The sequence below is a fragment of the Streptomyces inhibens genome, assembly GCF_022221585.1.
Lineage (GTDB): Bacteria > Actinomycetota > Actinomycetes > Streptomycetales > Streptomycetaceae > Streptomyces > Streptomyces inhibens.
Genome location: NZ_CP084681.1, coordinates 1,203,305 through 1,224,615 on the forward strand (window position 1 = coordinate 1,203,305; position 21,311 = coordinate 1,224,615).

General features: G+C 72.0%; 20 protein-coding genes and 1 pseudogene. 14 read left to right on the top strand and 7 right to left on the bottom strand.

All coding sequences use genetic code 11. The annotated features are described in order from the left end of the window. Positions 1-17: 17 nt before the first annotated feature. A complete protein-coding gene (locus KI385_RS05675; RefSeq protein WP_238571123.1) occupies positions 18-566 on the top strand; it encodes a GNAT family N-acetyltransferase in 549 nt (182 codons plus the stop codon). A 134-nt stretch (positions 567-700) separates the two neighbouring features. Here the strand turns inward: KI385_RS05675 and KI385_RS05680 are convergent. From KI385_RS05680 to KI385_RS05690, 3 genes and pseudogenes are all read right to left on the bottom strand, one after another. After that, positions 701-1,153: pseudogene (locus tag KI385_RS05680) on the bottom strand (Tn3 family transposase); the annotation flags it as partial. A gap of 117 nt (positions 1,154-1,270) precedes the next feature. Continuing rightward, complete coding sequence (locus KI385_RS05685; protein WP_238571125.1) at positions 1,271-2,182, bottom strand: SDR family oxidoreductase; 912 nt, start codon at positions 2,180-2,182, stop codon at positions 1,271-1,273. Position 2,183: 1 nt separating this feature from the next. Beyond that, on the bottom strand, positions 2,184-2,990 hold the full coding sequence (locus tag KI385_RS05690; protein ID WP_238571126.1) for an SDR family oxidoreductase: 807 nt from the start codon (positions 2,988-2,990) through the stop codon (positions 2,184-2,186). Positions 2,991-3,072: 82 nt separating this feature from the next. Between KI385_RS05690 and KI385_RS05695 the strand changes: the two genes are divergently transcribed. From KI385_RS05695 to KI385_RS05710, 4 genes are read left to right on the top strand one after another with little or no spacing between them, the layout of a single operon-like run. After that, positions 3,073-3,840 (top strand): enoyl-CoA hydratase family protein, encoded by a 768-nt coding sequence (locus KI385_RS05695; protein ID WP_238571127.1) that lies wholly within the window; start codon positions 3,073-3,075, stop codon positions 3,838-3,840. 2 nt (positions 3,841-3,842) lie between these two features. Then, positions 3,843-4,691, top strand: a complete 849-nt coding sequence (locus tag KI385_RS05700) for a CoA transferase subunit A (protein ID WP_238571128.1) — start codon at positions 3,843-3,845, stop codon at positions 4,689-4,691. Beyond that, entirely contained in the window at positions 4,688-5,434 is a 747-nt protein-coding gene (locus tag KI385_RS05705) for a CoA-transferase subunit beta (protein WP_238571129.1), read from the top strand. Before KI385_RS05700 ends, KI385_RS05705 begins: the two co-directional genes overlap by 4 nt. Next, a complete protein-coding gene (locus KI385_RS05710) occupies positions 5,431-6,510 on the top strand; it encodes an NAD(P)H-dependent flavin oxidoreductase (RefSeq protein WP_238571130.1) in 1,080 nt (359 codons plus the stop codon). Before KI385_RS05705 ends, KI385_RS05710 begins: the two co-directional genes overlap by 4 nt. Positions 6,511-6,566: 56 nt before the next feature. Here the strand turns inward: KI385_RS05710 and KI385_RS05715 are convergent, their stop codons facing one another. From KI385_RS05715 to KI385_RS05725, 3 genes are read right to left on the bottom strand one after another with little or no spacing between them, the layout of a single operon-like run. Next, a complete protein-coding gene (locus tag KI385_RS05715; protein ID WP_238571131.1) occupies positions 6,567-7,724 on the bottom strand; it encodes an acetyl-CoA C-acetyltransferase in 1,158 nt (385 codons plus the stop codon). Between the two features lie 36 nt (positions 7,725-7,760). Beyond that, positions 7,761-8,387 (bottom strand): TetR/AcrR family transcriptional regulator, encoded by a 627-nt coding sequence (locus KI385_RS05720; RefSeq protein WP_238571132.1) that lies wholly within the window; start codon positions 8,385-8,387, stop codon positions 7,761-7,763. 15 nt (positions 8,388-8,402) lie between these two features. After that, positions 8,403-9,185, bottom strand: coding sequence for an SDR family oxidoreductase (locus KI385_RS05725; RefSeq protein ID WP_238571133.1), 783 nt, complete (start codon positions 9,183-9,185; stop codon positions 8,403-8,405). A 181-nt stretch (positions 9,186-9,366) separates the two neighbouring features. Here KI385_RS05725 and KI385_RS05730 point away from each other — a divergent pair, with 181 nt between their 5' ends. Next, on the top strand, positions 9,367-10,536 hold the full coding sequence (locus KI385_RS05730; RefSeq protein WP_238571134.1) for an acyl-CoA dehydrogenase family protein: 1,170 nt from the start codon (positions 9,367-9,369) through the stop codon (positions 10,534-10,536). Beyond that, entirely contained in the window at positions 10,536-11,516 is a 981-nt protein-coding gene (locus tag KI385_RS05735; protein ID WP_238577577.1) for an acyl-CoA dehydrogenase family protein, read from the top strand. Before KI385_RS05730 ends, KI385_RS05735 begins: the two co-directional genes overlap by 1 nt. A gap of 11 nt (positions 11,517-11,527) precedes the next feature. Here the strand turns inward: KI385_RS05735 and KI385_RS05740 are convergent, their stop codons facing one another. Then, the gene (locus KI385_RS05740) at positions 11,528-12,154 is read right to left on the bottom strand and encodes a PadR family transcriptional regulator (RefSeq protein WP_238571135.1); all 627 of its coding nucleotides are present in this window, start codon (positions 12,152-12,154) and stop codon (positions 11,528-11,530) included. Positions 12,155-12,374: 220 nt separating this feature from the next. Between KI385_RS05740 and KI385_RS05745 the strand changes: the two genes are divergently transcribed. The 7 genes from KI385_RS05745 to KI385_RS05775 all read left to right on the top strand — a co-directional run bounded on the left by KI385_RS05745 (position 12,375) and on the right by KI385_RS05775 (position 21,279). Then, positions 12,375-13,502: an LLM class flavin-dependent oxidoreductase gene (locus tag KI385_RS05745; protein WP_238571136.1), complete on the top strand. Its 1,128-nt coding sequence runs from the start codon at positions 12,375-12,377 to the stop codon at positions 13,500-13,502. Then, a complete protein-coding gene (locus KI385_RS05750) occupies positions 13,499-14,251 on the top strand; it encodes a glucose 1-dehydrogenase (protein ID WP_238571137.1) in 753 nt (250 codons plus the stop codon). Before KI385_RS05745 ends, KI385_RS05750 begins: the two co-directional genes overlap by 4 nt. Beyond that, entirely contained in the window at positions 14,248-15,240 is a 993-nt protein-coding gene (locus tag KI385_RS05755; RefSeq protein ID WP_238571138.1) for an alpha/beta hydrolase, read from the top strand. Before KI385_RS05750 ends, KI385_RS05755 begins: the two co-directional genes overlap by 4 nt. Positions 15,241-15,247: 7 nt before the next feature. Next, entirely contained in the window at positions 15,248-17,482 is a 2,235-nt protein-coding gene (locus KI385_RS05760) for an FUSC family protein (RefSeq protein WP_238571139.1), read from the top strand. 299 nt (positions 17,483-17,781) lie between these two features. After that, positions 17,782-20,325 carry an ATP-dependent Clp protease ATP-binding subunit gene (locus KI385_RS05765; RefSeq protein ID WP_238571140.1) on the top strand — a complete coding sequence of 848 codons (2,544 nt, stop codon included), beginning with the start codon at positions 17,782-17,784 and terminating at the stop codon, positions 20,323-20,325. Next, the gene (locus KI385_RS05770; RefSeq protein ID WP_238571141.1) at positions 20,312-20,836 is read left to right on the top strand and encodes a DUF6328 family protein; all 525 of its coding nucleotides are present in this window, start codon (positions 20,312-20,314) and stop codon (positions 20,834-20,836) included. Before KI385_RS05765 ends, KI385_RS05770 begins: the two co-directional genes overlap by 14 nt. A gap of 92 nt (positions 20,837-20,928) precedes the next feature. Continuing rightward, on the top strand, positions 20,929-21,279 hold the full coding sequence (locus KI385_RS05775) for a PRC-barrel domain containing protein (protein WP_238571142.1): 351 nt from the start codon (positions 20,929-20,931) through the stop codon (positions 21,277-21,279). The last annotated feature ends 32 nt before the right edge of the window (positions 21,280-21,311 follow it).

The following is a 21,311-nucleotide window of genomic DNA, read 5'->3' on the forward strand; positions in this document are numbered from 1 at the left end:
GCGATAGGTTGCCCGCCATGGCTGAACTCGGACCCGCCGCCTGGCCACCTGCCCCGATACGGACCGAACGGCTCGTGCTCCGCGAGTCCGAGGCCCGGGACCGTGCGGCGTTCATCGAGTTGTTCGCATCGCCAGAGGTCGGCACCTACCTGGGCGGCCCTCGACAGCGTGATGAGTTGGAGCGAGCGTTGCCTGAGACGCCCGAGAGGCGCCCCGGCCTTTTCGTGATCGAACTCGACGGAGCGGTGATCGGCACCATCGAGCTCAACCGGCGCGACGCGGAGCATCGGAGTCATGTCCGCCCGGATGCCGGGGAGGCCGAACTCGGCTACCTGCTCCTGCCAGGGGCATGGGGACACGGGTACGCCGCCGAGGCGTGCGCGGCGGCGCTCGGCTGGTTCGCCGACGCGCTTCCCGGCGAGCCGGTGGTGCTCCGCACCCAGACCGCCAACGACCGCTCGATGCGCCTCGCGGCGAAGCTGGGGTTCGCCGAGGTGCAACGGTACGAGGAGTGGGGCGCCGAACAGTGGATGGGCGTGTGGTCCCCGGTCACGCCGCCCGCTTGAGCTCGTGCCCGGAAGGGGTGGTGTGCCGGTCGTCAGTGGGCCCGCTCGGCGCGCTTTCCCCGAAACCCAGCGGCACCACCGCCCGGCGTGCGAGCCGACCATGATCAATCTCAGCGGCACTTTCTGTCCCGCAACTACTCACGCCCGCGAAAGGGGGTCTCGGTACGCGATCGGTCCGCGGTGTCCGCCGGGGTGCGGGGGCGGGGCACGGCGGCGGCCGGCCCCAGGTCGAGGCGCTTGTCCCTGTCCAGGCGGAAGGTGCCGTACGGGTCGACATGGGACCAGAACAGCGCGGTCAGGCCGCGCCGGTCCTCCTCGCTCAGCCGCGATGCCCAGGCCGGTTCGGCCAGGACTTGCTGAACCAGCAGGGTGTTGACGTGGACGAGCGCGGACCGGAGCAGGTGCAGGGCGAGCATCGAGGTCTCGGCGTGCTCCTTGTCCGGGCCGGTCAGGGCGCCGTCCTTGCCGTAGTGGAGCACGGTGTTCGCGCTGTTCCAGTTCTCCACGACCTGGAGCCCGCCGTGGATCTCCCGGCGCAGGCCGGGGCTGGCCACATAGTCGCAGGCGAAGACCGTGCGGACCGTGCGCCCGAGTTCTTCCGCTCACCTTCGACATGCTCGTCGAGCTGCTCGCGCGCGCCGCCGGACTCGCGGGGCTGGGGCCCGCGGGGCTCTGACGTCCTGGAGCGCGCACCGTGGCACGGGCTATCGCGCGCCGTACACCGGCTGCGGCACCTCGGCGGCGGCGAGGAGCGTGCGGGCGGTTTCGCCTGCCTCGGTCGGGGTCCAGCGGCTGCCCTTGTCGGCGGTGGGGCCGGGGCGCCAGCCCTCCATGACGGTGATCCGGCCCGCCTCGGCCTCGAAGACCCGGCCGGTGACGCCGTCGCTGGCGGTGGAGGACAGCCAGACGACCAGCGGGGAGACGTTCTCGGGGGCCATCGCGTCGAACTCGCCCTCGGCGGGCGCCGCCATCGTGTCGGCGAAGGTCTGCTCGGTCATACGGGTACGGGCCGCCGGGGCGATGGCGTTGATCTGCACGCCGTAGCGGGCCATCTCGGCGGCGGCGACGAGGGTGAGGCCGAGGATGCCGGCCTTCGCGGCGGAGTAGTTGCCCTGGCCTACGCTGCCGAGCAGCCCGGCGCCCGAACTGGTGTTGATGACCCGGGCGTCGGGCCTGCGGCCGGCCTTGGCCTCGGCCCGCCAGTGTGCGGCGGCGTGCCGGAGCGGCAGGAAGTGGCCCTTGAGGTGGACGCGGATGACGGTGTCCCAGTCGTCCTCGTCGAGGTTGACCAGCATCCGGTCGCGCAGGAACCCGGCGTTGTTGACGAGGGCGTCGAGCCGGCCGAAGGCGTCCAGGGCGGTGGTGACGAGGGAGGCGGCGCCGTCGATGGTGGTGATGTCGCCGGTGTGGGCGACGGCCCGGCCGCCGGCTGCCCGGATCTCGTCGGCGACCTGCTGGGCCGGGCCCGCGGAGGTACCGGCGCCGTCGGGTGCCACACCGAGGTCGTTGACGACGACGTGTGCGCCTTCGGCGGCGAGGGCCAGCGCATGGGCGCGGCCGAGGCCGCGGCCGGCTCCGGTGACGACGGCGACGCGTCCGGTGCAGATACCGGTCATCTCAGTTCTCCTTGGCGGCTTCGGGCGCGGTGGGGTGGTTGACGGTGGCGGCGTCGAGGAAGGCGGGGCGTTCCCCGCCGCCGTGGACGAGCAGGCTCGCGCCGGTCAGGTAGGCGGCGCGGTCGGAGGCGAGGAAGACGCAGGCGTCGCCGATCTCGGCGGGTTCGGCGAGCCGGCCGAGCGGCACGGTGGCGCCGACGGCCGCGATGCCCGCCTCGTCGCCGTAGTGCAGGGCGGCGAGCTCGGTGCGCACCATGCCGAGGACGAGGGTGTTGACCCGGACCGCCGGGGCCCATTCGACGGCCATGGAGCGGGCGAGGTGGTCCAGGCCCGCCTTGGCCGCGCCGTAGGCGGCGGTGCCGGGCGAGGGGCGGGTGCCGCTGACGCTGCCGATCATGAGGATCGAGCCGCCGGTCCGCTGACCGCGCATCACCTCGTACGCGGCCAAGGAGGCGGTCATCGGCGCGATGAGGTTGAGGTCGACGACCCGGGCGTGCCGCTCGGGGTCCGCCTCTGCGAGCAGCCGGTACGGCGTGCCGCCGGCGTTGTTGACCAGGCAGTCCAGCCGGCCGTGTTCGGCGGCGGCCTGTGCGAAGAAGTCCCGTACGGCCGGTGGGTCGCGGAGGTCGAGGGGGCGGAAGTGGGCGGTGCGGCCGGCTGCCGTGACGGGGGTGTCCGGTGGCCGTCGCGCGCAGACCACGACCTCCGCGCCGGCTTGCAGGAAGGCCCGGGCGATGCCCGCGCCGACGCCGCGGGTGCCGCCGGTGATGACGGCCACCCGCCCGGACAGATCGAGAGTCAGGCTCAACCGGCACCCCTCCCGCAGCGCGCGATCCGCTGCTAACTTCGCTACCTAACAAACGCTTGGTGGAAAGGTAGCTGATCTGCTCATGGGTGTCTCCACCTCCGAGCCGGACAACGGCATCGCGGTCGTCACCGTGGCCTTCCCTCCGGTCAACGCCCTTCCGGTGCAGGGCTGGTACGACCTCGCCGACGCCGTGCGCGCGGCCGGCCGCGACCCCGGTGTCCGCTGTGTCGTGCTCACCGCCGAGGGCCGCGGCTTCAACGCGGGCGTCGATATCAAGGAGATGCAGCGGGACACCGCATCCGGCGGCCACGACGCGCTGATCGGCGCCAACCGCGGCTGCGCCGAGGCGTTTTCGGCGGTGTACGAGTGCGCGGTGCCCGTCGTCGCCGCGGTGCACAGCCACTGCCTGGGCGGCGGTATCGGCCTCGTCGGCAACGCGGATGTGATCGTGGCGAGCGAGGACGCCACCTTCGGCCTTCCGGAGCTGGACCGCGGCGCGCTCGGCGCGGCCACCCATCTGGCCCGCCTGGTCCCCCAGCACCTGATGCGCGCGCTCTACTACACCTCACGCACCGCCACCGCCGCCGAACTGTACACACACGGCTCGGTCTGGAAGGTCGTCCCGCGCGCCGAACTGCACGACGCCGCCCTGGAGTTGGCGCGTGAGATCGCACGGAAGGACGGCTACCTCCTGCGGCTCGCCAAGGCCGCCATCAACGGCATCGACCCCGTCGACGTCCATCGCAGTTACCGCTTCGAGCAGGGCTTCACCTTCGAGGCGAACCTCAGCGGTGTCGCCGACCGCGTCCGCGACACCTTCGGCACCGAGCATCACCAGGGGGACAGGTAACCGTGACCGACAAGACCATGACACCCGAAGAGGTCGTCTCCCGGCTGCGCAGCGGTATGACCCTCGGCATCGGCGGCTGGGGCTCGCGCCGTAAGCCGATGGCGCTGGTGCGGGCGCTGCTCCGCTCCGAGATCACCGATCTCACCGTTGTCTCGTACGGCGGTCCCGATGTCGGCCTGCTCGCCGCCGCGGGAAGGATCCGCAAGCTGGTCGCCGCGTTCGCGACCCTTGACTCGATCCCCCTCGAACCGCACTTCCGCGCGGCCCGCCAGCGCGGTGCGTTCGAGCTGATGGAGGTGGACGAGGCGATGTTCATGTGGGGGCTGCACGCCGCGGCCAACCGGCTGCCGTTCCTGCCCGTACGGGCCGGCCTAGGCTCGGACGTCATGCGGGTCAACCCCACGCTGCGGACCGTCACTTCGCCGTACGCGGACGGAGAGGAGTTCGTCGCGATGCCCGCGCTGCGCCTGGACGCGGCGCTGGTCCATGTGAACCGCGCCGACCGGCTGGGCAACGGACAGTATCTGGGCCCCGACCCGTACTTCGACGATCTGTTCTGCGAGGCCGCGGACAGTGCGTATGTCTCGTGCGAGCGGCTCGTGGACACCTTCGCCACGGCCGCCCCGCAGACCCTGCTCGTCAAGCGGCACTCGGTCACCGGAGTCGTCGAGACCCCGAACGGCGCGCATTTCACCTCCTGCGTACCCGACTACGGACGTGACGAGCCCTTCCAGAAGCTGTATGCGACCACGCCCTTGCCGCAGTTCGCGGGGCGCTTCCTGCACGGGGACGAGAAGGCGTACCAGTCCGCGGTCCAGACGTGGCACGAAGAGCAGGAGGAGCGGAAGTGAGCACGACCACCACGGCCACCCGCGCCGAATACTGTGTGATCGCCTGCGCCGAGGCCTGGCGCGACAACGGTGAGGTGCTCGCCAGCCCGATGGGCGTGATCCCGTCCATCGGCGCCCGGCTCGCCAAGCGCACCTTCTCGCCCGATCTCCTCCTCACCGACGGCGAGGCGATGATCGTGGGCCTGGACGGTGCGGCCGAGGGCTGGCTGCCGTACCGCCAGCATCTGGCCATGGTCACCGGCGGAAAGCGGCACGTCATGATGGGCGCAAGTCAGCTCGACCGGTTCGGCAACCAGAACATCTCCTGCATCGGCGACTGGCAACAGCCCGCCCGCCAGCTCCTCGGTGTACGGGGCGCACCGGTCAACACCCTCAACAATCCGGTGAGTTACTGGGTTCCGAAGCATTCGACGCGGGTCTTCGTGGCGAAGGTCGACATGATCAGCGGGGTGGGCTACGACAGCGCGGCCGCGGCCGGGCCGTCCGCGACCCGCTACCACCGCATCCCGCGCGTCGTCTCCCACCTCGGGGTCTTCGACTTCGCGACATCGGACCGCGCCATGCGGCTGGCCTCCGTGCATCCCGGCGTGACGGTCGAGCAGGTCCAGGAGGCCACCGGGTTCCCGCTCGTACTGCCCGCCGAGGTGCCGTACACCCGGGAGCCCACCGCCGAGGAGCTGCGGCTGATCCGCACGGTCATCGACCCGGACGCGCTGCGCGACCGCGAGGTGCCGGCGGCATGACGGACACCAGGATCGAGACCCCGCTGACCAAGCTCGTCGGGGTACGGCATCCCCTCGTGCAGACCGGCATGGGCTGGGTGGCGGGGCCCCGGCTGGTCTCGGCCGCCGCCGACGCGGGCGCCCTGGGGATCCTCGCCTCGGCCACCATGACCGTCGAGCAGCTCCGCGCGGCCGTCCGGGAGGTCAAGTCCCGTACGGACGCGCCCTTCGGGGTCAATCTGCGGGCGGATGCCGGCGATGCGGACGAGCGGGTGGGCGTCATCGTGGCGGAGGGCGTCCGGGTCGCCTCGTTCGCACTGGCCCCCTCCCGCGAGCTGATCGCCCGGCTCAAGGACGCGGGCGTCCTCGTCATCCCGTCCATCGGTGCCCGCCGTCACGCCGAGAAGGTCGCGGCCTGGGGTGCGGACGCGGTCGTCGTACAGGGTGGTGAGGGCGGCGGCCACACCGGGAGCGTCGCCACGACCGTGCTGCTCCCCCAGGTCGTGGACGCGGTCGACATCCCGGTGATCGCCGCGGGCGGCTTCTTCGACGGCCGGGGCCTGGTCGCCGCGCTCGCCTACGGCGCGGCCGGCATCGCCATGGGCACCCGCTTTCTGCTGACGTCGGACAGCACCGTGCCGCAGGCCGTACAGGCCCGCTATCTGGCGGCGGCCGTCAAGGACATCACCGTCACCACGAAGGTGGACGGGCTGCCGCACCGGATGCTGCGCAGTGAGCTGGTCAAGGCGCTGGAGCGGTCCGGGCGCGTCACCGCGCTGCTCAAAGCGGTGCGCCATGCCGCGTCGTTCAGGAAGCTGTCCGGTCTGAGCTGGCCGCAGATGGTCCGGGACGGCCTGGCGATGAAGCACGGCAAGGACCTCTCCTGGAGCCAGGTCCTGCTCGCCGCCAACACCCCGATGCTGCTGAAGGCATCGATGGTCGACGGCCGCACCGACCTCGGTGTGATGGCCTCCGGCCAGGTCGCCGGGCTGATCGAGGATCTGCCGTCCTGCGCGGAACTCGTCGACCGGATCATGGCCGAGGCGTACGGGGCGATGGCCGCGCTGCCGGCGCAGCGAGCCCACCCGGCCGCCTGACGGACCGTCAAAGACGTGAGAGGCGCCCGGGTGGGCTCGAAGTCGGCCAGCGAGGTTCAGAGACGTTCGATGATGGTGACATTGGCCTGTCCGCCGCCCTCGCACATGGTCTGCAGTCCGAACCGGCCGCCGGTGCGCTCCAGTTCGTGCAGCAGCGTCGTCATCAGCCGGACACCGGTCGCACCGAGCGGATGGCCCAGGGCGATGGCGCCGCCGTTGACATTGACCCGCTCCGGGTCGGCGCCGGTCTCCTTCAGCCAGGCCAGCACCACCGGCGCGAACGCCTCATTGATCTCGACCAGGTCGATGTCGTCGATCGACATACCGGCCTTCTTCAGCGCGTACGCCGTCGCCGGGATCGGTGCGGAGAGCATCCGGATGGGGTCCTCGCCGCGTACCGACAGATGGTGGATACGGGCCCGCGGGGTCAGGCCGTGCTCGGCCACCGCCCGCTCGGAGGCGATGAGCAGCGCGGCCGCGCCGTCGGAGACCTGGGAGGAGACCGCCGCGGTCAGCCGGCCGCCCTCGACGACCGGCGCCAGTGCGGCCATCCTCTCCAGCGAGGTGGTGCGGCGCGGCCCCTCGTCGACGGTGACGTCCCCGTAGGCGACGGTCTCGCGGTCGAAGCGGCCCTCGTCGAGGGCGCGGACGGCCCGCTGGTGGGAGCGGAGCGCGAACCGCTCCATGTCCGGGCGGGAGATGTGCCACTTGGTGGCGATCAGTTCGGCGCCGTGGAACTGGTTGACCGGCGCTTCGCCGTAGCGGGCCCGCCAGCCCCCGGAGCCGGTGAACGGGCCCTCGGTCAGCCCCAGCGGCTCGGCGGCCCGGCGGCTGGCGAAGGCGATCGGGATCTGCGACATGTTCTGTACGCCGCCCGCGACGACCAGGTCCTGGGTGCCGGAGAGCACGCCCTGGGCCGCGAAGTGCACGGCCTGCTGTGAGGAGCCGCACTGGCGGTCCACGGTGACACCGGGCACCTCCTCGGGCAGTCCGGCGGCCAGCCAGCAGGTGCGGGCGATGTCCCCGGCCTGCGGTCCCACCGCGTCCAGGCAGCCGAAGACGACGTCCTCGACGGCGGCCGGATCGGCGCCGCTGCGCGCCATCAGCGCCGTCAGCACATGCGCGCCCAGGTCGGCGGGGTGGACGGCCGACAGACCCCCGCCCTTCTTCCCGACCGGGGTACGGACCGCGTCGACTATGTAGGCCTCGGGCATGGTGGTCTCCTTGGTCAGATTCTGCGGAGGTGCCGGTCAGTTCCGCAAGGCGATCCCGTCCAGCACCATCGACAGGTACTGGCGGGCGATCTCCTCGGGGCCGTGCTGTGCGCCCGGCCGGTACCAGGAGGCGGCGACCCAGACGGTGTCGCGTACGAAGCGGTACGTCAGCCGGATGTCGAGATCGGCGCGGAAGACCTGGGCGGCCACTCCGCGCTCCAGGGTGCCCAGCCAGGCCTGCTCGAAGTTGCGCTGGGCGTCGGCGAGGTAGCCGAAGCGCGGCTGCTGGGCGGCCAGGTGTCGAGCCTCCTTCTGGTAGATCGCGACGGCCGCGCGGTGCCGGTCGATTTCCCGGAAGGATTCGGTGACCAGGGCCTCAAGGGTCTCCCGGGGGCCGAGCCGCGCGGCGAGCACCGCGGCATATCCGGCCCACAGCTCGTCGAGGAAGCCGGCGAGGATCTCGTCGAGCATCGACTCCTTGGAGTCGAAGTGGTAGTAGAGGCTGCCCGCGAGCATGCCGACCGCGTCCGCGATCTGCCGGACGGTGGTCGCGTTGTAGCCCTGGGCGGCGAACACCTCCGCGGCGGTGGCGAGGAGTTCCCGGCGGCGCCCGGGGGACGGGGTCATGGCCGTCCGCTCGCCGTTCCCGCCGACCCTCGACATCCCCTCACTCCCGTCTCACGCATGTTGGGAGCTGACGGAGACGGTTTCCCCGGTCATGTACGAGGCGTAGTCGCCGGCCAGGAAGACGATGACATTGGCGACCTCCCAGGGCTCGGCGTAGCGACCGAACGCCTCCCGCTCGGTGAGCTCTGCCAGCAGCTCGGGCGTGGTGACCTTCACCAGGTGCGGGTGCATGGCGAGGCTCGGCGAGACCGCGTTGATGCGTACGCCGTATGCGGCGGCCTCCATCGCGGCGCAGCGGGTCAGCGCCATCACCCCGGCCTTGGCGGCGGCGTAGTGGGCCTGGCCGCGCTGGGCGCGCCAGCCGACGACGGAGGCGTTGTTGACGATCACGCCGCCGCGGCCGGCGGCCTTCATCCGGCGCAGGGCCGCCCGGGTACAGCGGAAGGTGCCGTTCAGCGTCACATCGAGGACCGTGCTCCACTGCGCGTCGGTCATCTCGACGAGGTCGGCGGTGCCGCCGAGCCCGGCGTTGTTGACCACGATGTCGAGCCGTCCATGGCGCTCTTCCGCCAGCTCCAGCAGGGCGTTGACCTGGTCTTCGTCGGTGACATCGCAGGGCAGGGCGGCCACCGTGCCGGCGCCGAACTCCTCGGTGAGCGCCTCGGCACTCTCCGTCAGACGTCGCGCATGGGCGTCGCCGATGACGATACGGGCGCCCTCCTCCAGGAAGCGGCGGGCGGTGGCGCCGCCGATACCGGCGCCGGCGGCCGCGGTGATGACCGCGGTCCGGCCGGCGAGCAGGTGGTGGCCGGGCACATAGGGGGGCGGTGTCATGCGCGAGCCTCCTGGCGCTCGACGTGGATGGGGCCTCGACGCTGCTCCTGGCGGTACGTTAACCTACCAAACACTTGTTAGGGAAGGAGGGGCGGATGCCCGCTGCCCATGACGACGAGCCCGTGCGCCACGCACGGCAGGGCCCGATCGCGACCGTCACCATGAAGCGGCCGGGGGCCTGATGAACCTCGATTTCACCGCCGCGGAGCAGGCGTTCCGGGCCACGGCCCGCGACTGGCTCACCCGCCATGTACCCGCCACCCCACTGCCGTCGCTGGAGACCGCGGAGGGGTTCGCCGCCCACCGGGAATGGGAGCGCCGGCTCTTCGCGGACCGCTGGTCGGTCGTCTCCTGGCCCGAGGAGTACGGCGGCCGGGGCGCATCGATCCTGCAATGGCTGATCTTCGAGGAGGAGTACTACGCCGCCGGCGCCCCCGGCCGGGTCGGTCAGAACGGCATCAGCCTCCTCGCCCCGACCCTCTTCGAGCACGGCACCGACGAGCAACGGGCCCGGATCCTGGGCCCCATGGCGCGCGGCGAGGTCATCTGGGCCCAGGCGTGGTCCGAGCCGGAGGCCGGCTCCGACCTGGCCTCGCTGCGGTCGACGGCCGTACGGACCGACGGCGGCTGGCTGCTCGGCGGACAGAAGACCTGGTCGTCCCGGGCCGCCTTCGCCGACCGCGCGTTCGGGCTGTTCCGCAGCGAGCCGGACACCCCCAAGCCGCATCAGGGGCTCACCTATCTGATGTTCCCGCTGGACGCGCCGGGCGTCACGGTGCGCCCCATCGGCCGCCTCGACGGCAAGCCCGCCTTCGCCGAACTCTTCCTCGACGAGGTGTTCGTGCCCGATGCGGACGTCATCGGCGAGCCGGGGCAGGGTTGGCGGGTCGCGATGAGCACCGCGGGCAACGAGCGCGGCCTGACGCTGCGCAGTCCGGGCCGTTTCACGGCGGCCGCCGAGCGGTTGGCCGCACTGTGGCGCGCGGCCCCCGAGACGGCCGATCCGGCCCTCGGCGACCGGGTGGCCGACGCACTGATCGGCGCCCGCGCCTATCAGCTGTTCACCTACGCCAACGCCTCCCGGCTCGCGGCCGGCGGGTCGACCGGTGCCGAGTCGAGCCTGAACAAGGTCTTCTGGTCCGAGCTGGACATCGCCCTGCACGAGACCGCACTCGATCTGCTCGGCCCGTACGGCACGCTCGCCGATGACGCCGAGGAAGCGCCGGCGCACGGGAGTTGGGCCGAGGGCTACACCTTCTCGCTCGCCGGGCCGATCTACGCCGGCACCAATGAGATCCAGCGCGACATCATCGCCGAGCGGCTGCTCGGCCTGCCGAAGGGACGCCGGTGATGCGGTTCCTCCTGTCCGATGAGCAGCGGGAGTTCGCCCGTACGCTGGACGGCATGCTGGGGGCGTGCGGCACCCCGGCCGTGGTGCGGGCCTGGGCGTCCGGGGAGCACAAGCCGGGCCGTGATCTGTGGGCGCGGATCGCGAAGGCGGGGGTGTTCGGGCTCGCCGTACCGGAGCGCCACGACGGGCTGGGGCCGCTGCCGGTCGAACTTGCCGTCGCCTTCACCGAGTTGGGCCGCCATGCGGTGCCCGGACCGCTGGTGGAGACGGTGGCGGCGGCCGCGTTCCTGGACCGCCTCGGGGACGGCGTCGCGGCCGGCGAGTGGCTGCCCAAGATCGCCTCCGGTGACGCCGTGGTCGGCCTGTGCGCCGGGGCCCCGTTCGCGCTGGACGCGGATGCCGCCGACGCCGTCCTCGTCGTCCGGGGCGACACGGTGTTCCGTACGGACACCCATGGCCCCGTGCAGCCCTCCCTCGACCCGGCCCGGCGGCTGTCCCGCCCGCTCAGCGGCACCGTGCTGGCCCGGGGCCCGGCGGTGGCCGCGGCCGCCGCGCATGCCATCGACGTCGCCCGGCTGGCCACCGCCGCGCAGGCGCTCGGCGTCGGCCGTGCCCTGCTGGCGGCCACGGTCGAACATGTCCAGCGGCGCGCTCAGTTCGGAGTGGCCATCGGCTCGTTCCAGGCCGTCAAGCACCGACTGGCGGACACCCTGATCGGGCTGGAGTTCGCGCAGCCGCTGGTGCATGCGGCGGCCCTGGCGGTGGCGGCGGACGCCCCGTCGGCCGGCCGGGAGGTGGCGGCGGCGAAGGTCGCGGCGGGCGAGGCCGGTCATGCCGCGGCACGTACGGCGCTACAGCTGCACGGTGCCCTCGGCTATACGGAAGAGCTGGACCTCTCGCTGTGGATCCGCAAGGCCCGCCCGCTGCGGGACGCCTGGGGCACCCCGGCCGACTGCCGGGCCCGCGTGCTGGCCGTCTGACACCGTCGGGCCTACGGGCGGCTCTTGGCGTCCAGACCGTCCAGACCGTCCATCTCGTCCAGGTCAGCCAGCATCGCATCGGCCAGATCCCGCTCGGAGGCGTAGAACCGCTCGGACCACTTCAGGACGAGCGCGGGGTAGGCCCAGGTCTCTTCGGCGCGGGCGCTCTCGACGTCCACCTCGGCACGCTCACGCATCGTCTCCGCGTACTCCCGGTGCCGGCCGAGCACTTCGCGCATCCGGTCGGCCTCCAGCAGATGGCCGAGCCACAGCCGCAGCATCACCCCGTGCTTGAGCACGGGCGGCTCCACCGGCGCCTCGCGCGCCCAGTGGCGGACCGCCGCCATCCCCTCGTCGGTGATCACATAGACCCGCTTGTCGCGATTGCCGGTCTCCTGGGCGACCATCCGCGAGCTGACGTAACCGACCTTCTCCAGGCGCTTCAGCTCGCCGTAGATCTGGCTGAAGGACGGGCTCCAGTAGAAGAAGCGCAGTGACCAGTCGGACCACTTCTTCAGGTCGTAGCCGGACAGCTCCTCGCCGAAGGAGAGCAGTCCCAGCACCGCCCAACTCGTGGCCGGCAGTGCTGGTCGCTCCGCATCGCCGGCGCTCGCCGCGCCCGCCTTCTTGTCCGTCACGTTGCGCAGTCTACGGTCCGCACCGACCGGCGCCCGAAGGATGACCGACGGACGACCGAGGGACGGCCGACGGACGGGCGACGGACGGGCGACGGCACATCCGACGAGATATCCGACGGGTATCTGACCGGTATCTGACGGGGCATCACCCACTCCCTTCCCCCTCTCTCATATACCTGCTAGACATATTTCTATTAGGAACATCCAGAGAGGTGGTTCCGTGAAATTCTCGATGATCTTCGAGGCGCAACTCGCCGACCCGACCCCCGCACGCGAACGCCAGGTCATCCACGACTGCGTCGAACAGGCCGTCCACGCCGAGGAGATGGGATTCGACCGCGTCTGGGCGGTCGAGCACCATTCGCTGAGCCAGTACGCGCACATGAGCGCCTCCGAGATCTTCCTGACCTGGGTCGCCGCCCGGACCTCGCGCATCCGGATCGGCCATGGCGTGGTGACCATGCCCTTCGGCTATCAGCACCCCGTCCGGGTCGCCGAGCGCGCCGCGATGCTCGATGTGCTCTCCGGCGGACGCGTCGACATCGGCGCCGGCCGAGGCGCCACCAAACAGGAGATGTCCATGTACGGGGTCAGCCCGGAGGACACCTATCCGCAGGTGGAGGAGGCGCTACGGATCTTCGGCAGCGCCTGGCGCGAGGAGGAGTTCGAGTGGCACGGGTCGATCGACATCGGCCCCGGCGCCGTCCTCCCCCGCCCCGTGCAGCATCCGCACCCGCCGCTGTTCATGGCCTGCAGCAAACACGACACCCTCAAGCTCGCCGCCGAACTGGGCCTGGGCGCCCTGGTGATGGGCTTCGCCGGCGCCGATGACGTACGCGAGATGCGCAAGGTCTACGACGAGGCGATCGCCGCCCGCAGCGGCGAGCGGTTCGTCACCGACCGGCCCAACGACCATCTCTCCGCGCTGTGCCCCACGGTCGTGCTCGACGACGGCGCTGCCGCGTACCGGATCGGGACCCGCGGCCAGCGGTTCTTCGCCGAGGCGATCGCCCACTGGTACGGCAACGGGCCCGCGCCGACCGGCCGTTTCGTGGACGAGGACCATGTCGCGGCGCTGGCGCGGCGCCGCGAGCAGCTGGTCGCCAGGCTGCACGAGGCGAACATCCCGGCGCGGCCCGTCGACACCGGCACCTACAACGCCCAGCACGCGTACGGCACCGCCCAGGACGCCATCGGCTACGTCGAGCGGCTGCGGGAGATCGGGGTGGACGAGGTGATGTGCCTGATCCAGATGGGCACCGTGCCGCAGGAGGTCTGTATGGAGACCATCCGGCAGTGGGGCGAGACGGTGATCCCGCACTTCCGCGCGCTCGGGGAGCGGGCATGAGCGCCGGCGGGGAGCGCCTGGACGGCAAGGTGGCGCTGATCACCGGCGCCGGGCGGGGGCAGGGCGCCGCCGAGGCGCGGCTGTTCGTGGCGTCCGGCGCATGCGTCGTGCTCGGTGACGTACGCGAGGAGGAGGGCCGCGCGGTCGCCGCCGAGCTGGGGGACGCGGCGCTCTTCGTCCGGCACGAGGTGACGGACGCCGTCGGCTGGCGGACCGTGACCGAGGCCGCGGTGTCGGCCTTCGGACGGCTCGACATCCTCGTCAACAACGCGGCGCTGTGGCGCACCGCCCCCGTCGACAAGGAGACCGAGGAGAACTTCGCGCTGCTGTTGCGGGTGAATCTGCTCGGCCCCTTCCTCGGCATCAAGGCGGTGGTCCCCGAGCTGCGCAGGGCGGGCGGCGGGGCGATCGTCAACATCGCGTCGACGGCGGGGCTCAGGGGAATTGCGCAGCACGCGGCGTACGGGGCAAGCAAGTTCGGGCTGCGTGGACTCACCGCATCCGCCGCGCTCGACCTGGCCGGCGACCGTATCCGGGTGAACTCCGTACACCCCGGAGTGATCGACACTCCCATGGTGGTGAGCGCACCGGGCCCGGACCGCCGGGAACAGGAGTGGCCACGGGTGCCGCTGCGGCGCATCGGGCAACCGGACGAGGTGGCCGCACTGGTCCGGTTCCTCGCCTCCGACGCCGCCTCGTACATCACCGGCGCCGAATTCGCGGTGGACGGGGGGCTGACCACCGGATGAGCAGGCCGACCCCGTCCCCCGACCCCCTCTCCCCCACCGCCCGCCGCCTCGTCGACGCGATGTCGGCGGACTTCCCCGACCCCGCCCGCGGTCCGCTGGACGCCGGGACGCTGCGCCGCGCCTCGGGCACCGGGAGCGGCGGGCGCCGCCCCGCCCCGGCGGGACATCTGGAAACCGCCGACCGCCGCATTCCCGGGCCGCCGGGCGCACCCCCGCTCCCCGTACGCCTCTACCGCCCGCGGGCCGAAGCCGGCGGCCCCCGCCCCCTCCTGGTCTTCTTCCACGGCGGCGGATGGGTGCTGTGCGATCTCGACACCCACGACGGCCTGTGCCGCGAACTCGCCCTGCGCAGTGGTGCGTCGGTGGTGTCGGTGGACTACCGGCGGGCCCCCGAGGACCGCTTCCCGGCCGCCGTCGAGGATGCGTACGCGGCCACGCAGTGGGCCTGCGACCAGGCCGCCGCACTGGGCGCGGACCCGGCCCGGGTGGCCGTCGGGGGCGACTCCAGCGGGGGCGCGCTCGCCGCCGCGGTCACCCTGATGACGCGCGACCGCGGCGGCCACCCCCTCGCCTCGCAACTCCTGCTCTATCCGGCCCTGGACCACCGCCTGGCGGGCCGGTCGGCGCGCGACTACGCGACCGGTTTCTTCCACACCACGGCCCATATGCGCTGGTACTGGGAGCAGTATCTGGGCCCGGACGGCGACGGCTGCCATCCGTACGCCTCCCCCGGTCTGGCACCTGACCTCACCGGTCTGCCGCCCGCGCTGCTGGTCCTGCCCGAGTGCGACCCGCTGCGGGACGAGGGCCGCGCCTACGGCCGGGCCCTGCGGCAGGCGGGCGTTCCGGCCCGGATCGACGAGTACCGCGGCACCTTCCACGGCTTCCTGGCCGCAGTCGGCACCCTGCCGGCGGCGGACACCGCGCTCGATGCGGCCGGCAGCTGGCTGAGCGGCGCGCGCTGCGGACCGGGACCCACGGGCCAATAGTGGAAAGGTGAGCCCGCAGCAGGGAGCCTCCCCGCCGACCGGGCCGCGGCAGACGGCCGGCGGGCCCGTCGGGGCGGCGCTGCGCAGAGCGCGCTACCTACTGGAGCACACCGGACACGGCCTGCGCGGACACCGGACGGTGGTCGGCAACGCGGTCCGGGTGACGGCCGCCTCCTGTGTCGCCTTCTACCTCTGCCGCTACGGGCTCGACCTGACCGTGATGTCCGTGTACGCGACCTTCACCGTGGTGTCGCTCGGAGCGCTCGCCCGGATCCCCGGATCCGGGCGCCAGCGCGCCGCGACCACCCTCACGGCGGTCCCCGCGGGCCTGGCGCTCATCACGCTGGGCACCCTGCTGGCCATACGGACCTGGGCGGCCGTGGTCGGCATGCTCGTCATCGGTTTCCTGGTCGCCTACGCGGGCACCACCGGGCCGCGGATCGCCGGCGCGGCCCCCGGGATGCAGCTGCTCTACATCCTCCCGTGCTTCCCGCCCTACGCCCCGGACACCCTTGGCCAGCGGCTGAGCGGCTTCGCGCTGGGAGCGGTGCTGCTCGCGCTGGCGCAGCGCTTCCTGCTGCCCGAACCGGACACCCCACCGTTCCGCCGGCTGCTGGCCGATGCCTCCGACGCGGCCGCGGCCCTGGCTGACCACCACGGCGGGGCCCCTCCCTTACAGGCACTCGACCGCGCGCACACGGCCGCCGACGCCCTGCGTCCGTCCCGTGTTCCCCCCGCCGATATGCCCGCCTCCCCCACCCTCGCCCACAAGGCCATGGGGCACGCGGCCGAGGCGGTCCGCACCCTGCTGTCCCGGCTGGACGCGCTGCACACCTCGGCCGGACCGCACACCGCGTACCACCCGGACACCGTCGTACTGCTCCAGGGCATCGCCGCCACCGCCCGCGCGGCGTCCCACGCCCTGCGCCGGGGGAGGCGGCTGCGGCCCGGCGAGGGGCCGTCCGCCGAGCCGTTGCAGAGCGAGCTGGCCCCCGTCCGTACGCACCGGGCGGTGACCACTCTGGAGCGGCTGAGCACCGACGACCGGCTGAGGTATCTGCGCCGCCGGGCCCTGGTGGTGCAGGCCGCCGACAGCGCCGTCGTCCTCGTCCTGGCCACCCGGCTGCTGTTCGGCGACCGTTCCGTCCACCGGGACCCCGCCGGGCACTCCTTCGCCTATGCGCGGGAGCGCGCCCCCGCGCTGTGGTGGCGCCGGCTGACCACACACTTCACCCCTCGCTCGGTGATCTTCCAGAACGCCTGCCGGTTCGCGCTCGGCCTGGCCACCGCCCGGGCCATCGCCGGAGTCCTCGATCTGCAGCACGGCTTCTGGGTGCTGCTGGCGACGCTGACGCTCACCCGTACGACGAGCCTGGAGACCTGGTCCGCGGTCCGGCAGGCGCTGATCGGCACGCTGATCGGTGCCGTGATGGCCGGCGGACTGCTGGCGCTGGTCGACAACCGGGACACGGTGTACGCGCTCGTACTGCCCCTGGTGATGCTGCTGGCGTTCATCGCCGGGCCACTGCGCGGGCTGGCCTGGGCGCAGGGCGGGTTCACCCTTGTCGTCGCCACGCTGTTCGCACAGGTCTCCCCCGTCACCTGGCAGCTCGCCCCGGTCCGGCTGGAGGATGTGCTGACCGGCAGCCTCATCGGGCTGGTCTGCGGTCTGGTGGCCTGGCCGCGCGGCGCGGGGAGAGAGGTGCGCCGAAGCATGGCGGCCCTGTGCTCGGCCATCGCCGACGCCATCGGGCAGACCACCGCACGTGTCGTCGGACGCACCGGCAGCACCGACATCGTCGCGATCAATCGTGCCCTCGTCCTCGCGCAGGAGAGCCTGGCGCAGTACCAGAGCGAGCCGCGGGAGGAGACCGCCCGGCAGCCGGACTGGCCAGCGGTGCTGGGGGCCGGCGCGGACGCCCGCCACGGCGAACGGCTGCTGCCCGGCCGCCCCGGCCGGATCACCCATCAGGAGGTGGGCGCCTGGCTACGACAGGCCGCCGGCAACACGGCGGCCGACTACCGCGCCCTGGCCCGGCATCTCCGCACCGACGACGCCCCGCCCGAGGAGCGCCGCCCCCAACCCCTGGACATCCGCGGCCTGTTGGCCGTCGCTCCACCCCTGGCGCGGGGCAGCCCGGACGGGGACGCCCACGCGCTCTCCGCCGCTCTCCTCATCGACTCGGTCATCTGGCTCGATGCGCTCACCGCCGATCTGACCCGCATCCGCGAGGAGATGTGAGGCGCGGCAGGGAGGTGTGCGGCGGGGTGGCGAAGTACGGCACCGGCTCCGGCGGAGCGCTTCGGGGGCGAGGGCGAACGCGTGTGGCGGCCGTCATCCGTCGGATGCAGGGTGTGCGGTGCGGTCCCGCCCGGGTGCGGATGACCTGATTGGCCCTGATCCTGAAGCAGTGGAGTGGCGTGTGACGGGTGACCTCTCGTCCCTCGGGCACCCGCCAGGGCAGGAGCATGAGGAGAGCACACCAGGAACCCGACAAGGCAGCATGTCGCGGTACCGCCGTGACAGCGGAACGGACACACATGAGCAATGGATTCGTGGGTCCGGAGGGTTACGGCCCGGACCCGTTCGGTGAATTCCTCGCGCGCTTCTTGGGTGGTGCCGCGCAGTCCGGGAGTGACGAAGCGGGGCGGCCGATGCCCCGGCAGGCGGATATCGCGCGCATGATGAGCGGGCCGGCCCGGGATCTGGTGACCTCTGCCGCCGCCTACGCCGCCGAGCACGGCAGCCCCGAGCTCGGCACCGAGCATCTGCTGCGTGCGGCCCTGGCCGCCGAGCCGACCCGTAGCCTGCTCCGGCAGGTGGGGGCGGATCCCGACGCACTGGCCGCCGAGATCGACCGCAGCGCCGGTACGGGCCCGCAGCGGTCCAGCGTGGCCGTGACCCCGGCGGTCAAGCGGGCCCTGCTGGGCGCGCACGAGCTGGCGAAGGACAACGGCGATTCGTACATCGGCCCGGAGCATCTGCTCGACGCCCTGGCGGCCAACCCCGACTCGGCAGCGGGCCGCATCCTGAACCTCGCCCACTTCGATCCGCAGGCGACCCCGCAGGGCAGCCACGGGCCCCAGCACGCGGGACCCGAGCACGGCGTCCCGCCGAAGCACGACACACCGACCCTCGACAAGTACAGCCGCGATCTGACCGACATCGCCCGGGCGGGCCGGATCGATCCGGTCATCGGCCGCGAGGAGCAGATCGAGCAGACCATCGAGGTGCTCTCGCGTCGCGGGAAGAACAATCCGGTGCTGGTCGGCGACGCGGGCGTCGGCAAGACGGCGATCGTCGAGGGTCTGGCCCAGCGGTTGGCCGACGGCGACGTCCCCGAGACCCTGGCGGGCCGGCGGGTGGTCGCCCTGGACCTGACGGCCGTCCTCGCCGGCACCCGCTACCGCGGCGACTTCGAGGAGCGGATGAACGGCATCATGGAGGAGGTCCGTACGCACCCCGACTCGCTGATCGTCTTCATCGACGAGCTGCACACGGTCGTCGGGGCCGGCGGGGGCAGCGGTGAGGGCGGTTCCCTGGAAGCGAGCAATATGCTCAAACCCGCCCTGGCGCGCGGGGAACTGCATGTCATCGGTGCCACCACCCTGGAGGAGTACCGGCGGCACATCGAGAAGGACGCCGCGCTGGCCCGCCGCTTCCAGCCCATCCTGGTGCCCGAGCCGTCCGTCACCGACGCGGTGGAGATCCTGCGCGGTCTGCAGGACCGCTACGAGGCGCACCACCAGGTGCGTTACACGAACGAGGCGCTGCTCGCGGCCGTCGAGCTCTCCGACCGCTACATCGCCCACCGCTTCCTGCCCGACAAGGCCATCGATCTGATCGACCAGGCGGGCGCGCGGGTGCGGCTCCGTTCGGGCGCCAAGACCACCGATGTGCGCGAGCTGGAGCGCCAGGTGGAGGAGCTGGTCAGGGACAAGGACCAGGCGGTCGCCGCGGAGCAGTACGAACGCGCCAGCGAGCTGCGTGACCGTATCGGCGAGCTCACGGTGCGGATAGAGGCCGACCAGGGAGCGCCGCCGACCGACGGGCGCAGCGTGGTGGTCACCGCCGAGGACATCGCCGAGATCGTGTCGCGGCAGACCGGTGTGCCGGTGAGCAGTCTGACCCAGGAGGAGAAGGAGCGGCTGCTGGGGCTGAAGCAGCGGCTGCACTCCCGTGTGATCGGTCAGGAGGACGCCGTCACGGCGGTCTCCGATGCCATTTTGCGCTCGCGGGCCGGGCTCGCCGATCCCAGCCGTCCGATCGGCAGTTTCCTCTTCCTCGGCCCCACCGGCGTGGGCAAGACCGAGCTGGCCCGCGCGCTCGCCGAGGCGCTGTTCGGCAGCGAGGAACGCATGGTGCGGCTCGACATGAGCGAGTATCAGGAGCGGCACACCGTCAGCCGGCTGGTCGGTGCGCCCCCGGGATACGTCGGTCATGAGGACGCCGGCCAGCTGACCGAGGCCGTGCGCCGCCACCCGTATTCGCTGCTGTTGCTCGACGAGGTGGAAAAGGCCCACCCGGATGTGTTCAACATGCTGCTACAGGTGCTCGACGACGGGCATCTGACCGATTCACAGGGCCGTACGATCGACTTCAAGAACACCGTCATCGTGATGACCAGCAACCTCGGCTCCGATGCGCTCAGCGGCGGCCGTGGTGTGCTCGGGTTCGGCCCGGACACCTTGGAGGCCGGCGACGGCGCACGGGAGCGGGCGCTGAGCGCCTTGCGTGAGCACTTCCGTCCGGAGTTCCTCAACCGGCTCGACGAGATCATCGTCTTCCGCCGGCTCACCGACGACCAGCTGCGCCGGATCACCGGTCTGCTGCTCGAAGGGACGATCCGCAGGCTGCGCGCCCAGGACATCTCCGTCGCGTTCACGACCGAGGCCGTGGACTGGCTCACCCACAGCGGCCACCAGCCCGAATACGGGGCGCGGCCGCTGCGGCGCACGATCCAGCGCGAGGTCGACAATCCGCTCTCGCGGCTGCTGCTCGACGGTGCGCTGTCGGCCGGGGACGAGGTGCGGGTGGAGGTGAAGGACAACAAGCTGGCGTTCAGCACACATGCGAAGGCGTGAGCCGGGAGGCCGTGTGGAATCGCTGGGCCCGCGTCAGACGTCTCAGGGCCGCGACGAGTCGCCGGAGGAGCGTGCCGACCGGCGGTGGAACGAACTGCTGCAAGAGGTGCGGGTCATCCAGACCGGTGTGCAGATCCTCTTCGGCTTTCTGCTCACCGTCGTCTTCACCCCGCGGTTCGCCACACTCGGGCCGACGGACCGGACGATCTACGTGGTGACGGTCCTGCTGGGGGCGGCGACCACCGGCGCGCTGATCGGCACGGTGACCTTCCACCGGCTCGTCGCCGGTCACCGGCTCAAGCCCGAGACGGTGTACTGGGCCTCGCGCCTGGCCCTTGTCGGGATCGTTCTCCTCCTGGCGACGGTCACCTCGGCGCTGCTGCTGATCCTGCGGATCGCCATGGACAATTCCGCGGTCCCCTGGGTCGTCGCGGGGCTTGTCGCCTGGTTCGTGGTCTGCTGGTTCGGGCTGCCCGCCTGGGCTCTCCACCGGTACTCGTCGCGGGGGTGAGCGGCCACCGCGACCGAGCGATTCGCCGCGCCGGAGGCATGATTGAGGTATCTGCGGCAGCAGCGGCCCGTCAGCGGCATGGGAGGTGCTCCGTGACGCACAGCATCTGGGGTTATCAGGACAGCGCGGGATACCGGGCCGGGACCGATCTCACCGGCTTCACGGTCGAGGCGATCGACGGCACCGTCGGGAAGGTCGACAAACACTCGGACGAGGCCGGCGCCGCCTCCTTGGTCGTCGACACCGGTGGGTGGATCTTCGGCAGGCATGTCCTGCTGCCGGCCGGCGTCATCTCCTCGATCGACTTCGACAGGACCACGATCTATCTCGCCCGGACCAAGAAAGACATCGAGAACGCCCCGGAGTTCGACAAGGAGCGGCACTTCGGTGACGACGACTACCACCGGTTGCTCGCCGGGTACTACGGCGCTCCGCACACCTGAAGCGCGGCGCCACCGGCGGAGCCGACCAAGGG

Bases quoted from the DNA above. Each gene is read 5' to 3' on its own strand.
- KI385_RS05765 (WP_238571140.1), top strand. From the start codon at position 17,782: ATGAGCAATGGATTCGTGGGTCCGGAGGGTTACGGCCCGGACCCGTTC.
- KI385_RS05750 (WP_238571137.1), top strand. From the start codon at position 13,499: ATGAGCGCCGGCGGGGAGCGCCTGGACGGCAAGGTGGCGCTGATCACC.
- KI385_RS05685 (WP_238571125.1), bottom strand. From the start codon at position 2,182: ATGACCGGTATCTGCACCGGACGCGTCGCCGTCGTCACCGGAGCCGGC.
- KI385_RS05755 (WP_238571138.1), top strand. From the start codon at position 14,248: ATGAGCAGGCCGACCCCGTCCCCCGACCCCCTCTCCCCCACCGCCCGC.
- KI385_RS05675 (WP_238571123.1), top strand. From the start codon at position 18: ATGGCTGAACTCGGACCCGCCGCCTGGCCACCTGCCCCGATACGGACC.
- KI385_RS05720 (WP_238571132.1), bottom strand. From the start codon at position 8,387: ATGTCGAGGGTCGGCGGGAACGGCGAGCGGACGGCCATGACCCCGTCC.
- KI385_RS05725 (WP_238571133.1), bottom strand. From the start codon at position 9,185: ATGACACCGCCCCCCTATGTGCCCGGCCACCACCTGCTCGCCGGCCGG.
- KI385_RS05710 (WP_238571130.1), top strand. From the start codon at position 5,431: ATGACGGACACCAGGATCGAGACCCCGCTGACCAAGCTCGTCGGGGTA.
- KI385_RS05770 (WP_238571141.1), top strand. From the start codon at position 20,312: ATGCGAAGGCGTGAGCCGGGAGGCCGTGTGGAATCGCTGGGCCCGCGT.
- KI385_RS05715 (WP_238571131.1), bottom strand. From the start codon at position 7,724: ATGCCCGAGGCCTACATAGTCGACGCGGTCCGTACCCCGGTCGGGAAG.
- KI385_RS05730 (WP_238571134.1), top strand. From the start codon at position 9,367: ATGAACCTCGATTTCACCGCCGCGGAGCAGGCGTTCCGGGCCACGGCC.
- KI385_RS05695 (WP_238571127.1), top strand. From the start codon at position 3,073: ATGGGTGTCTCCACCTCCGAGCCGGACAACGGCATCGCGGTCGTCACC.
- KI385_RS05735 (WP_238577577.1), top strand. From the start codon at position 10,536: ATGCGGTTCCTCCTGTCCGATGAGCAGCGGGAGTTCGCCCGTACGCTG.